General features: G+C 67.6%; 14 protein-coding genes. 4 read left to right on the top strand and 10 right to left on the bottom strand.

Annotated features, from left to right (window positions below; genetic code table 11):
- The first annotated feature begins 185 nt into the window (after positions 1-185).
- Positions 186-491, top strand: a complete 306-nt coding sequence (locus E7T10_RS15640; RefSeq protein ID WP_168189867.1) for a UrcA family protein — start codon at positions 186-188, stop codon at positions 489-491.
- Here E7T10_RS15640 and E7T10_RS01755 read toward each other — a convergent pair.
- From E7T10_RS01755 to E7T10_RS01775, 5 genes are all read right to left on the bottom strand, one after another.
- The gene (locus E7T10_RS01755; RefSeq protein WP_137720467.1) at positions 488-985 is read right to left on the bottom strand and encodes a GNAT family N-acetyltransferase; all 498 of its coding nucleotides are present in this window, start codon (positions 983-985) and stop codon (positions 488-490) included. The genes E7T10_RS15640 and E7T10_RS01755 overlap by 4 nt on opposite strands.
- Positions 985-1,419 (bottom strand): DUF1178 family protein, encoded by a 435-nt coding sequence (locus E7T10_RS01760; protein ID WP_137720468.1) that lies wholly within the window; start codon positions 1,417-1,419, stop codon positions 985-987. The genes E7T10_RS01755 and E7T10_RS01760 overlap by 1 nt, the downstream gene beginning before the upstream one ends.
- 6 nt (positions 1,420-1,425) lie before the next feature.
- The gene (locus E7T10_RS01765; RefSeq protein WP_137720469.1) at positions 1,426-2,265 is read right to left on the bottom strand and encodes a carbon-nitrogen hydrolase family protein; all 840 of its coding nucleotides are present in this window, start codon (positions 2,263-2,265) and stop codon (positions 1,426-1,428) included.
- Between the two features lie 3 nt (positions 2,266-2,268).
- Positions 2,269-2,526: a glutaredoxin 3 gene (gene grxC / locus E7T10_RS01770; RefSeq protein ID WP_055755096.1), complete on the bottom strand. Its 258-nt coding sequence runs from the start codon at positions 2,524-2,526 to the stop codon at positions 2,269-2,271.
- A gap of 64 nt (positions 2,527-2,590) precedes the next feature.
- A complete protein-coding gene (locus tag E7T10_RS01775) occupies positions 2,591-3,385 on the bottom strand; it encodes a ComF family protein (RefSeq protein ID WP_137720470.1) in 795 nt (264 codons plus the stop codon).
- Between E7T10_RS01775 and E7T10_RS01780 the strand changes: the two genes are divergently transcribed.
- A complete protein-coding gene (locus tag E7T10_RS01780; RefSeq protein ID WP_137720471.1) occupies positions 3,384-4,286 on the top strand; it encodes a methyltransferase domain-containing protein in 903 nt (300 codons plus the stop codon). The two genes, E7T10_RS01775 and E7T10_RS01780, sit on opposite strands and share 2 nt — an antisense overlap.
- Here E7T10_RS01780 and E7T10_RS01785 read toward each other — a convergent pair.
- The 4 genes from E7T10_RS01785 to E7T10_RS01800 are packed head-to-tail and all read right to left on the bottom strand — an operon-like array spanning position 4,283 to position 7,208.
- Positions 4,283-4,471 (bottom strand): Flp family type IVb pilin, encoded by a 189-nt coding sequence (locus E7T10_RS01785; RefSeq protein ID WP_137720472.1) that lies wholly within the window; start codon positions 4,469-4,471, stop codon positions 4,283-4,285. The genes E7T10_RS01780 and E7T10_RS01785 overlap by 4 nt on opposite strands.
- Positions 4,472-4,496: 25 nt before the next feature.
- Positions 4,497-4,910 (bottom strand): (deoxy)nucleoside triphosphate pyrophosphohydrolase, encoded by a 414-nt coding sequence (locus E7T10_RS01790; RefSeq protein ID WP_091751939.1) that lies wholly within the window; start codon positions 4,908-4,910, stop codon positions 4,497-4,499.
- A complete protein-coding gene (gene argJ, locus E7T10_RS01795; protein ID WP_137720473.1) occupies positions 4,907-6,301 on the bottom strand; it encodes a bifunctional glutamate N-acetyltransferase/amino-acid acetyltransferase ArgJ in 1,395 nt (464 codons plus the stop codon). The genes E7T10_RS01790 and argJ overlap by 4 nt, the downstream gene beginning before the upstream one ends.
- A 1-nt stretch (position 6,302) precedes the next feature.
- Positions 6,303-7,208: a peptidylprolyl isomerase gene (locus E7T10_RS01800; RefSeq protein WP_371275912.1), complete on the bottom strand. Its 906-nt coding sequence runs from the start codon at positions 7,206-7,208 to the stop codon at positions 6,303-6,305.
- 244 nt (positions 7,209-7,452) lie between these two features.
- On the opposite strand from E7T10_RS01800, the gene secA reads away from it, so the two are divergent.
- Both secA and E7T10_RS01810 read left to right on the top strand, forming a co-directional pair.
- Positions 7,453-10,302: a preprotein translocase subunit SecA gene (gene secA / locus E7T10_RS01805; protein WP_137720474.1), complete on the top strand. Its 2,850-nt coding sequence runs from the start codon at positions 7,453-7,455 to the stop codon at positions 10,300-10,302.
- 83 nt (positions 10,303-10,385) lie between these two features.
- Complete coding sequence (locus tag E7T10_RS01810; protein WP_137720475.1) at positions 10,386-11,546, top strand: aminotransferase class V-fold PLP-dependent enzyme; 1,161 nt, start codon at positions 10,386-10,388, stop codon at positions 11,544-11,546.
- Here E7T10_RS01810 and E7T10_RS01815 read toward each other — a convergent pair whose 3' ends face one another.
- Complete coding sequence (locus E7T10_RS01815) at positions 11,547-12,443, bottom strand: hypothetical protein (RefSeq protein WP_137720476.1); 897 nt, start codon at positions 12,441-12,443, stop codon at positions 11,547-11,549.
- Positions 12,444-12,590: the final 147 nt, after the last annotated feature.

A 12,590-nucleotide genomic window follows, 5' to 3' on the forward strand; every position in this document is an offset into this window, starting at 1 on the left:
TGAAAAGGCATGCGGGAGGCGCGCGCCTCTTACAGGCATGTGGACAGAAAGACCAGAGCGGGCGTTCGTCGCGCCGATCGCCGCCTTACCGATATTTCATCCCAGACGCCGCATCCGACGCCGCCGACGGACGCCTCTTTCCCACGACGGGCCTGGCGCAGGTCCATTCCGAAGGGGAGATGATTATGGGTTTGATGATCGCAGCCGCGCTTGCCGCCGCCTTGGGCGCGGGCCAGGCGCCGGACATGCATGTGGATGCCGAGGGGCTGAACATGGCCCGACCGGGCGAGGCGATGATCCTGGCCGGCCGCATCCGCGCCGCCAGCCATGACTGGTGCGCCCTCCATCGCGCGGTCCTGACGCCTGACAGTCTTGGCGACGCCAGCGTCTGCGAGCGTGAAATGCGACGCCGGGCCTATGTCGCCCTGCCGCGTCCTCAACGCATCCATTTCGTGCGCGCGGGCGGCCAGACCGCCCTCAATCGGCGCTAGAGCAGCCGCCGCATATAGCGGGCGTCGGCGCCGTAGCTGGCCAGTTTGGCCGCCATGGCCTCGGCGGGTTGTTCGACGAAACCGTGGTGCGACCAGAAGCCGACGGCGTCATTGACCGCGACCAGGGCGATGGCGGGCCAACCGTCCTCCGTCGCCTGTTCGGCCAGCCGCTCGACGATGGGGCCGGTCACGCCCCCGCCTCGCGCCTCGGGGTGCAGGGCCAGATCGTGCAGATAGATCAGGTCCGGCTGGGCCGGCAGGCCCTCGATCACCGTGTTCAGCGGCGGCGCGCTCTCGGTCTTCCAGGGATAGGCGATCAGATAGCCCCGCGCGGCGCCCTCGCCCTCCGCCAGCACGAAACAGCCGCGCGGATAAAGCGCCAGCCGGTTCTGGAAACAGGCGCGATCCTCGAAGTGGTCGGGAAACGACAGCCGCGCCACCTCCACCACCGCATCAACGTCCGTCGGCCGCATGGGTCGCCATTGCCGGATCATCAGTTCACCTTTGCCGGATCGACAGGCGCAGCCGGCAGGGCCGAGACCGGCACCCCGTCGTCCTTCAGCTTCTTGACCTCGGCGGGCGTGGCCTCGCCATAGATTTCGCGTTTCTCGGACCGGCCCTCGTGGATGTCGCGCGCCTCGCGAGCGAACGCATCGCCGACATAGTCGAAGTTGGCCTCGACATGGGCGCGGACCTCGCGAGCGGCGGCCATCATCATCGTCTGCATCTTGGCGGCGACGTCAGAGGCGGGATCAGCCTTGCGGGCGCCGCTGACCGCCGGGGCCATGATCGCCTTTTCGACCGCGTGCGAACCGCAGAACGGGCACTCCACCAGCCCCCGCGCCGCCTGATCGTCATAGTCGGTCGAGGAGCCGAACCAGGCTTCGAAGGCGTGGGCCTGGTCGCATTTCAGGGCGTAGCGGATCATGGGGGGTCAGGTGGCGGGCAGGAAATCGCGATCGTAGGTCAGGCTGGGCACGGCGGCGCGCGCCCTGGCCACGGCTTCCATGTCCAGTTTCGCACGCACGATGCAAGGTTCGTCGTGATCCGCCTTGGCGATGATCTCACCCCAGGGTCCGACGACGGTGGATCGCCCCCAGGTTCGGCGACCGTCTTCATGCCGTCCGCCCTGCGCCGGCGCCAGGACGAAGGCGCCTGTCTCGATGGCGCGGGCGCGTAGCAGGATCTCCCAATGGGCCTCCCCAGTCGGGGCGGTGAAGGCGGCCGGCACGGCGATCATCGACGCCCCGGCCTTGGCCAGCTGGCGATGCAGATGGGGAAAGCGGAGGTCGTAGCAGATGGTCAAACCCAGCCGACCCCAGGGCGTATCCGCCACCGCCGCCCCGTCGCCGGGCCTCACCGTCGCGCTTTCGCGATAGGTCTCGCCATTGGGCAGGTTCACGTCGAAGACATGCAGCTTGTCGTATCGGACCACGATCCCGCCCAACGCATCGATCAGCAGCGACCGATTGGCGGCGCGGCCGTCTCCCGCCTGGTCAGACCGGACGATGGCCGAACCGATCAGCAGCCAGACGCCCAGTTCCGCCGCCAGACGACGCAGGCCCAGCACGGCGACGTCCTCGTCCTCGGTCGTGATCGCCGCCTCGCGCCGGTCGCGACGTTGCTCCAGGACATTGGTCCCCTCGGGCGTCAGGACGAACTTCGCCCCGCCCGACGCCGCCTCGCGGATTAAAGGCTCGACATGGGCCAGCGCCGCTCGCGCCGTCGCCGGCGTGCGCGTCTGGATCAGGGCGATGTCGAGCCCGCTGCTCATGGATCAGGCGGCCAGAAGTCCGTCCAGCTTGCCGTCGCGATCCAGCGCGTGGATGTCGTCGGAACCGCCGACGTGCTGGCCGTCGATAAAGATCTGCGGGAAGGTCATGCGGCCGCCCGACTTTTCGACCATCTCGGCCTTCTTGTCGGGATCATTGGAGGCGACGATCTCCGTATAGTCCACGCCCTTCTTCTTCAACAGCGACATGGCGCTGAAGCAGTAGGGGCAGCCAGGCTTGGTATAGATGACGACGTCGGCCAAAATCAGATCTCCAGAAGTGAGGGCGCCCTAAAGCAGCGAGCCGCCGCGCGGCGAGCGCTAGGGCCTACATAATAAGTTCACGGGCGTTTCGCACCCGCGCGATGACGGCGAGATCCACGGCGCGCGCTCCGGCGTCGATCAGGGCGCGCGCGCAGGCCTCTCCGGTCGCGCCCGTGGTCAACACATCGTCGATCAGAAGGATGCGTCGCCCCCGGATCCGACGCCGGCCCGCCTCGGTCACGGCGAAGGCCTTCTTGACGTTCAGCCGCCGCCCGCGCCGGCTCTTGCCCCCCTGGCTGGTCGTGTGGCTCGTGCGGACCAGCGCGTCGGGCAAATAGTCGCGGCCGGCGTGCCGGGCCAGCGGCCGGGCGATCTCGGCCGCCTGATTGAAACGCCGCGACAACAGGCGAAAGCGATGCAGCGGCACGGGCAGGATCACGTCCGCGTCTTCGACCAGGTCGGCGGCGGCCCGCCCGATCCAGCGCGCGAACAGGGGCGCGAACTGCTGCTGGTCCCCGTGCTTGAACCTCAGGATAAGGCCGCGCGACGCCTCGTCATAGAGGCAGGCCGCCCGCGCCCTCTCGAAGGCGTAGGGCTTGGCGATACAGGCGGCGCAGCGATCCTCGGCGAAGGCGCCGCCGTCAAAGTCGAAGGCCGCCCCGCAGCCGTCGCAGACCGGCGCTTCCAGAAATTTGATCCGGCTCCAGGCGTCGGGCGTCAGGCCGGCCGCAGCCGTCGCCTCTCGGCTGTCATGCGCCATCGGCGGCAGGATCAGGTCGGCCAGTCCCCGCCCCGCTCCGCGCAAGTGACGGCCTGCCCCTTCCCAGGCGCGCCGCCAGCCCCCATCCTGTGCGTCCATGACCGCTCCCCAATCCCCTTCCGACGCCCCCCCGCGCATCTTCGACGCCCTTCGACGTCAGGCGCGGCTGGCGCGGTCCGCCGCCCGGTTCCCCCAGGCCGACTTCCTGCACGCTCGCGCCGCCGCCAACGCCGCCGAGAGCCTGGAAGCCATACTGCGCGATTTTCCCGTTACGGTCGATCTGTCCGCCCACCCGGGCGTGTTCGGTGCGGCGGTCCGGTCCAGCGACGCCGCCGGACGCGTCGGTTCCGTCCAGACGCCCGTCTCCCTGGCCCAGCGCGCGGCGCCGGGGGCGGACGCGTTGCCGCTGGCCGACGCCTCCACCGATCTGATCGTCTCCCTTTTGACCCTTCACTGGGCCAATGACCTGCCCGGCGCCCTGGCCCAGATCCGGCGCGCATTGAAACCGGACGGTCTGTTCATCGGCACGCTGTTCGGCGCGGGCACGTTGAAAGAACTTCGCGCCGTTCTGACCGAGGTCGAGCTGGAAGAGCGCGGCGGCGCCCAGGCGCGCGTCTCGCCCTTCGCCGACGGCTATGACGGGGCGGCCCTGTTGCAGCGCGCCGGATTCGCCCTGCCAGTGTCGGACGTGGACCGCTTCACCGTCCGATATGCCGACCTGTTCGCCCTGATCCGCGACCTGCGCGCCATGGGCGAGACCAATGTGCTGCACGGACCTGTTCGGCCGTTGAGCCGCCGTATCGTGGCGCGCGCCGCCGCCCTCTATGCCGAGCGCTACGGTCTCGATGACGGCCGCATTCCGGCGACGTTCGAGATCATCCATCTGGCCGGCTGGAAGCCTCACGACAGCCAGCAGAAGCCCCTGCTGCGCGGCTCGGCCAAGACGCGGCTGGCCGATGCCCTGGGCGTCAGGGAAATGACGGGCGAAGAGCCGGACTAGCCGATCGCGGCCTGTATGGCGGCGCTCAGCTTGTTGACCGTGGCGGCCAGGCCGCCGTTCTGGCTGTTCGCCAAGGCGCTGATCGAGGTCACAATCGCCAGGAAGATCAGGGCGCAGAGCAGGCCGTATTCGATGGCTGTGGCCCCGCTCTCATTGCGCAGGAACCGGCCGATAAGACGTCGCATGGCCGGCCTCCCTGGTCGGCGGTGGTCAGAGCAGGTCGCGCAACCAGGCGACCAGAGGTTCGTCCGCCGGCGGCATGGGATAGTCCGAAAGCTTGCTCGGCTTCACCCAGGCCAGGCCGTCGTGCTCACGCGCCGTGACCACGCCGTCCCACCGTCGGCACAGATACAATGGCATCAACAGGTGAAACGAATCGTAAGCGTGACTGGCGAAAACGAACGGCGACAGACAGTTTTCGCTGACGTCGATGCCCAGCTCTTCCTTCAGCTCGCGGATCAGCGCCTGTTCCGGCCGCTCTCCGGGCTCGACCTTGCCCCCCGGAAACTCCCAGAGCCCCGCCAGCTTCTTGCCTTCGGGACGTTTGGCGATCAGCACTCGCCCGTCCACGTCGATCAGGGCGACGGCGACGACCAGGACGGTGGGAAGCGACGCAGCGGTCACGAGCGATAATCGCCGTTGATCTCGATGTAGCCCTTGGTCAGATCGCAGGTCCACACGGTCGCCGACGCCCGGCCGGAACCCACATCGACGGTGATGTCGATCTCGGGCTTCTTCATATAGGCGGTCATCTTGGCCTCGTCGTAGGTCGGGGACGGGGCGCCGTCGACGGCGGCCTGGTGCGGCCCGAACTTGATGGCCAGGCGGTCGCGATCGACCGGTTCCTCGGTCTTGCCCACCGCCATGACGACCCGTCCCCAGTTGGCGTCCTGACCGGCGATGGCGGTCTTGACCAGGGGGCTGTCGGCGATGGACTTGGCCAGCTTGCGGGCCGAAGCGGGGCTGGCGGCGCCGTCCACCGTCACCTTGACGAACTTGGTCGCGCCCTCGCCGTCACGCACCAGTTGGTGGGCCAGGTCCAGCATGACCTTGTCCAGGGCGGCCGAGAAGCTCTTCAGGCGGCGATCGCCGACCCGCCCGATACGCGGCGCGCCCGAGGTTCCGGTGGCGAACAGCAGGGCCGTGTCGTTGGTCGAGGTGTCGCCGTCCACCGTCACGCTGTTGAAGGTGGTGCGCACATGCAGACCCAGCAGCGCCTGCAGCACGTTCGGATGGATGTTCGCATCGGTGACGATGAAGGCCAGCATGGTCGCCATGTCCGGCGCGATCATGCCCGATCCCTTGGCGATGCCGGCGATCCGAACCTTGTAGCCCTCGATCTCGGCCTCGGCGTAGGAACCCTTGGGGAAGGTGTCGGTGGTCATGATGCCGCGACCGGCCCGGGCCCAGGCGTCCGCCTCCAGCCCGGTCTCGATCTCGGGCAGTTTGGCGACGATCTTCTTGTCGTCCAGCACCACCCCGATCACCCCGGTCGAGGCCAGCATGACATCGCGCTGGCGACAGCCGAAGCGTTTGGCGACCTCCGAGGCCGTGCGCCGCACGGCGTCCGCGCCGGCCTTGCCGGTGAAGGCGTTGGCGCAGCCGGCGTTGATCACCAGGGCGCGCACATCCTTGCCGCCCTCCGCTCCGGCCAGATGCTTCTTGCACCAATCGACGGGGGCCGAGCCGATCTTGTGACGGGTGAAGACCCCGGCGCAGCTGGTCCCCCGCGCGAACCGGAACACCACCAGGTCGTCGCGCTCATGCTTGTAGAAGCCGGCGCGCGCGGTCGCGATCTCGACCCCGCCGATCGGCGGAATGGTCGGGAACGGCACGGCCAGGGGCGAGATGGCCAGACCCGGCTTGCCGGCGGCGGCCGGCGCAGGCGCGGCGGCCGGGGCGGCATCCGATCCCGGCGTGCGGGTTGCGCGCTTCAGCGCCGTGGCGAACGGATCCAGCGCCTTTTCGAACGCATGCTCGATCTTCTGGCCGGTCGTGGAGGGAGGCTTGGTCATGTCAGGCGCCCGGAGGAGCTGAAGGGGCGGAAGGAGCGGGCGATGCGGGCGGCGTCTGGGCGGGCAGGCGGACATCCACCTTGGACTTGCCGCGCAGTTGTTCCAGCAACTGCCGCACGCCCTCATAGGTTAGATAGCGCACGATCTGCGGTCGGGCCTGTTCCAGCGTCGGCGGGTTTTCCTTGCGCCGGTCCTCGACCCTCAGAACGGCCCAGCCGCCCTCGGTCTGGAACGGCCCGACGGTTGAACCGGCCGGCTTGTCGCGCAGGGCGTCGGCATAGGCTTGGGGCATCACGTCCAGCGTCGAATAGCCCAGGTCGCCGCCGGAAAACCGCGTCGCCTCGTCGATCGACCGCTCCGCCGCCACCGCCTCGAAGCCGGCGCCCTGGCCCAGAATGCCGATCACGGCATCCGCCTCGGGCTTGGTGCGCGACAGGATCAGCCGCACGCGGATTTCTTCTGAGGTCTTCGCCAGCCGCAGCTGCTCATTATACAGGGTCTGCACCGCCTGGTCCGAGACGGCCTTGTTGACCACGCTCTCGACCAGCATGTCGCCCAGGATGCGTTCGCGCGTCGCTTCCAGCCGCCGCTGCGCCAGGGGTGAGGAATCCAGCCTCCGCCGCTGCGCCTCTCCGGCCAGCAGCTTTTGATCGATCACCTCGTCCAGCACCCGGCGGAAAAGATCCGACGTCACGTCCAGCGTCTCGTCCTCGCCGACCAAGCCTTGCGCCACCGCTTCGCGCTTCACGTCCGAGGCCCAGATGGTCTCGTCCTGCACCGTGGCCACGGCCTGGTCCCCCTGTTCAGGCGGTCGGTTGTCACCGCTGCGCGAACAGGCTGCGGTCGAAAGCGTCGCCGTCAGCAAGGCCGCCGTCAGGATGCGTGAAGATCGCCGGAATGGGGTCAAGGGGGCGCTCCGTCGAAGGCGGCCGAAAGCCCCTCGCGTTGACAGGGGTTAGGCCGGTGCTTAAGTCCCGCCTGCGCCCAAGTCGAGGGGTTTTGATCGTCTGCGCGGCCCTTCGCGCGCGCCTGATGCGGCGCTCCGGGGCTGCGATCGGTCAGGGCCACTCTCACGGCGTCCGTATCGCCGCCCCTCACGGGATTTCAGAGCCGCTCAGCTCGCAGACGCTCGACCGCTTACCGGATCCAATATGCTCGGCTTCGCCAAGAAACTTTTCGGCTCTTCCAACGACCGCAAGGTCAAGGCCTTCCAGGACCACGCCCAGCGCATCAATGCGCTGGAGCCCAAGTTCGCCGCCCTGTCCGACGACGAACTGCGGATGATGACCGACGCCTTCCGCGATCGGCTGGCGAACGGCGAGACACTGGACAAGATCCTGCCCGAAGCCTTCGCCGTCGTGCGCGAAGCCTCCAAGCGCGTGCTTGGTCAGCGTCAGTACGACGTTCAGCTGGCCGGCGGCATGATCCTGCATGAAGGCGGCATCGCCGAGATGCGGACCGGCGAAGGCAAGACCCTGGTCGCCGTGGCGCCGGTCTATCTGAACGCCCTGCCCGGCAAGGGCGTGCACGTCATCACCGTCAACGACTACCTGGCCCGCCGCGACGCCGAGACGATGGGCAAGGTCTATCGCTTCCTGGGTCTTGAGGTCGGCGTCATCGTCAACGGCCTCAGCCAGGGCCAGCGCCAGCAGGCCTATAACGCCGACGTCACCTACGGCACAAACAATGAGTTCGGCTTCGACTATCTGCGCGACAATCTGGTTTATGACCGGCGCGAGATGGTGCAGCGTCCGCACAACTTCGCCATCGTCGACGAGGTCGACTCCATCCTGATCGACGAGGCGCGCACGCCTCTGATCATCTCGGGCCCGACCGAGGACCGTTCGGATCTCTACAAGGTGCTGGACGGCCTGATCAAAGACCTGATCAAGGACAAGGACACCTTCGAGCTCGACGAGAAGCAAAAGCAGGTCCTGCTGACCGAGCTGGGCTCCGAGCGGATGGAAGAGGCCCTGGAGGCCGGCGGTCACTTCGCCGCCGACACCACCGGCCTGTACGACGCCGCCAACATCAGCCTGGTCCACCACGCCAACCAGGCCCTGCGCGCCAACACCCTGTATCAGCGCGACAAGGACTATATCATCAAGGGCGGCGAGATCGTCCTGATCGACGAATTCACCGGCCGCATGATGACCGGCCGCCGCCTGTCCGAAGGTCTGCACCAAGCCATCGAGGCCAAGGAAGACGTCAAGATCCAGCCCGAGAACCAGACCCTGGCCTCGGTGACGATCCAGAACTACTTCCGCCTGTATGAAAAGCTGTCGGGCATGACCGGCACGGCCGCGACCGAGGCCCAGGAGTTCGGCGACATCTACAAGATGGACGTGCTGGAGGTGCCGACGAACCGGCCGATCCAGCGCAAGGACTATGACGACGAGGTCTATCGGACCCACGCCGAGAAGAACCAAGCCATCGCGCGCCAGATCGCCGAATGCCACCTCGCCGGGCAGCCGATCCTGGTCGGCACCGTGTCGATCGAGCGTTCGGAACAGCTGTCGGACCTGCTGAACCGCTTCGAGTACAAGGTCGAGACCTCGCGCACGCTGAAGCCGGAATATGCGGGCAAGGCCAAAGAAGCCGAGAAGATCGGCGACGCCGCCTATAACATCACCTACGAGACCAAGCTGCGCGGCATTCCGCACAGTGTCCTGAACGCGCGTCAGCACGAACAGGAGGCCTATATCGTCGCCGACGCCGGCCTGCCGGGCGCTGTGACCATCGCCACCAACATGGCCGGCCGCGGCACCGACATTCAACTCGGGGGCAACCTCGAGATGAAGATGCAGAAGTGGCTGCTGGAACAGCGCAACATGGCCGTTGAGGTCACGCCGGAAATGGAAGCGGCCAAGGAGGCCGAGTTCAAGGCCGAGATCGCCGTCCAGAAAGAAAAGGCTCTGGCCGCCGGCGGCCTGTTCGTTCTGGGCACCGAGCGCCACGAAAGCCGCCGCATCGACAACCAGCTGCGCGGCCGCACCGGCCGTCAGGGAGACCCCGGCACCTCGAAATTCTACCTGTCCTGCGAGGACGACCTGCTGCGCATCTTCGCCGGCGACCGCCTCGACTCGATCATGAAGACCTTTGGCGTGGCGGAGGGCGAGGCGATCACCCACCCCTGGCTGAACCGCGCCATCGAAACCGCCCAGAAGCGCGTCGAGACCCGCAACTACGACATCCGCAAGAACCTGCTGAAATACGACGACGTCGTAAACGATCAGCGCAAGGCCGTGTTCGAGCAGCGCCAGGAGTTCATGGACTCCGAGGATCTGTCCGAACTGGTCGGCGACTTCCGCCGCGACGTCGTGTCCGACCTGGTCGAACGCTACATGCCGCCCAAGGCCTATGCCGAGCAGTGGGACATCGACGGCCTGGACGAAAAGGTCCGCTCGACCCTGGGTCTTGAGCTGCCGCTGCACGACTGGGCCGCCGAGGAAGGCGTGTCGAACGAGGAGATCGAGGAGCGGCTGCTGGCCGCCGCCGATGCGCGCGCCGCCGAACGTCTGGAGATGATCGGGGCCGAACAGACGCGCGGTCTGGAAAAGCAGTTCATGCTGCAGATGATCGACATGCAGTGGCGCGAGCACCTGGTCCATCTGGACCACCTGCGCGGCGTCATCGGCCTGCGCGGCTATGGCCAGCGCGACCCGCTGAACGAATACAAGACCGAAGCCTTCTCGCTGTTCGAGAACCTGCTCTACGACCTGCGCCATAACGTGACCCGCTGGCTGATGACGGTCGAGTTCCGCTTCCAGGCGCCGCCCGAACTGCCCGAGTTCCAGGAAATCCACCTGAACCCCGGCACCGGCGAGAACGAGATGGCCAATCCGTCGGCCCAGAACCCCGAAGGCACGCTGATCGGCGACGACCGTTCCAAACTGCCCGTCGAGGCTCTGCCGCCCGGCTGGGAAATGACCGGCCGTAACTCCCCCTGCCCCTGTGGCTCGGGCCGCAAGTTCAAACACTGCCACGGGGCGCTGGTTTAAGAGGCAGCTTACGCGCGGCGCTCTCGCTCGCCGCGCTTCGGCTCGCTGCTTGAGCGCTGGGTGAGATGTCCTAAAGAAGAGGGATGACCTACAAGTCCCTCTTCTCCCGCGCCCTGTCGGCGGCGCCCGGTCGGCTGCATTTCGCCGCGCATAGCCATCACCTGTGGCCTGACGCCAGTTTCGAGGCGCAGCAGCAGACCTGGCTCGACGCCAATCTGCATGCCGACCACAAGTGGGACCTCGTCTTCGGCCAGGTGATCCCCGAGGCCCAAGCCCATGTCGCGGCCGAACTGGGACTGCCCTCGCCCGACAGCATCGTCTTTTCGTCCAACACCCACGACTTCGTGCTGCGCCTGTTTTCGGGCGTGGAGACCAGGCCGGTTCGCATTCTGGCGACCGACGGCGAATTCCACTCCTTCCGTCGTCAGGCGGAACGGTGGGAAGAGGTCGGGGCGGCGGTGGTCACGCGCGTTCCGCTGGCGCCCTTCGAGACCTTCGCCGATCGCTTCGTCGCCGAGGCGTCCAGGGGCGGTTACGACTGGATCGTGGTCAGCCAGGTCTTCTTCCGCACCGGCGGCCTGTTCGACCGGATCGAGGAGCTCGCCGCCCTGGCGAGACCCGAAGGCCCTTGGGTGCTGATCGACGGCTATCACGGCTTCATGGCGACCCCGACCGACCTGTCGGCGGTGGCCGACCGGGTCTTCTATGTCTCCGGCGGCTACAAATACGCCATGTCTGGCGAGGGCGTCTGCTTCCTGCACGCCCCGCCCGGCTTCTGCCCGCGTCCTGTCGTCACCGGCTGGTTCGCGGAGTTCGGCGACCTGTCGGGTCCGCCCGGCGGCGTGCAGTATCGCAGCGACGGCGGTCGCTTCTGGGGCGCCACCTTCGACTGCACGCCGCTGTATCGTTTCAACGCCGTGCGCCGACTGCTGGATCAGCAGGGGCTCGACACCGCCGCCATCGCCGCCCATGCGCGCGATCTGGCGACCAGGTTCCAGCAGGCCGTTCAGGGTGGACAGGCCGGGGTGTTGTCTCAGGCCGAAATCCTCAATCCCGTCGAGGGCGACGCGCCGCGCGCCCGTTTCCTCGCTTTGCGTCATCCCGACGCCCAGGCCTGGTGCGCCGGTCTGCGGGCGGCGAACATCGTCACCGATGTGCGCGAGGACGTCATCCGCTTCGGCTTCGGCCTGTATCAGGACGCCGAGGACGTCGATCGCCTGATCGCGGCCTGCCGAACGCTCTGATCAATAGAAGGTCGTGTCGTCCTGCTTGCTGGGCGCCGGGGCCATGCGCGGCGACGGCGCCGGTCGGTTCGTTGCGGGCGGGGTCGCCGGGCGGGCTTCAGGCGAGGACGGCGTCGGCGTGGTCCCGCTCGCCGGCGCATTGACCGGAGGGATCGCCGGCAGGTCCGGATAGGGCATGGCCGAAGGGCGGGCGTCCTGCGCCGGCGCCGCTTCTTCGGGCGCGATCGGTCCCGTGTCGGACTGGCCCAACCGGTCGGGCGCGCCGACATCGTCGCGGATGAAGGCCCAGGCCTGCCGGTCCGAGCAGCCGCAGGCCTTCAGGAAGCCCTGCTTGTCGCGCCACAGGATCAGCGGATAGCTGATGTCGACGCCGGACTCCTTGAGCAGCTGGCTCAGCCGTTCGTTGAAGCGACGTCCGGCCTCGACCACGGCGGTGCGCGCCAGATTGCCGTCCGCCTGCGGTACGCCTGCGGCGGTCCAGCTGTTGGCCGGCGTCGCCATCCAGCGCTGATAAAGCGGCCAGTCCCGAGTCAGCCACAGCTCGGCGACCGTCGCCCGCTCCGCCGCCGTCGATTGCGCCGCACCCTCCAGATCGGGGCGGGCGAACAGGATGTAGCGGGTCTCGATCCCCGCCGCCTTCAGCTTGGGCGCCTCGTCGCGCGCGTAACGCAGGGCCGAGGCGCTGTCGCGATAGGTGACGATGTACAGGGCCTGCCCCCCGCTGCCGTCCGACACCCAGGACGCCTCGTCCAGCAGTTGCTGCACCTCGGCCTGATTGCGGCTGATCGTGACCGGCTGGAACCGCGAATAGAAGTTCCAATAGGCCCAGTATCCGGCGCCGGCGAGCAGCAGGCCGACCACGGCCGCCACGATCGAACCCATCAAAAAGCGACGCATGTAATCGGGTGCTCCAGCTTCACCGTTGACCCCTCCTAACGCATAGCATCGGAATCCGTTGTCGCGGCCTTCGGATCGACCATCCGGGGCGCCAAAATGTCGCGAAAGATTCCGCCCGATCCGCTCTTGAACGGCGCAGGCGGCTTC

The sequence above is a fragment of the Brevundimonas sp. SGAir0440 genome, assembly GCF_005484585.1.
GTDB lineage: Bacteria > Pseudomonadota > Alphaproteobacteria > Caulobacterales > Caulobacteraceae > Brevundimonas.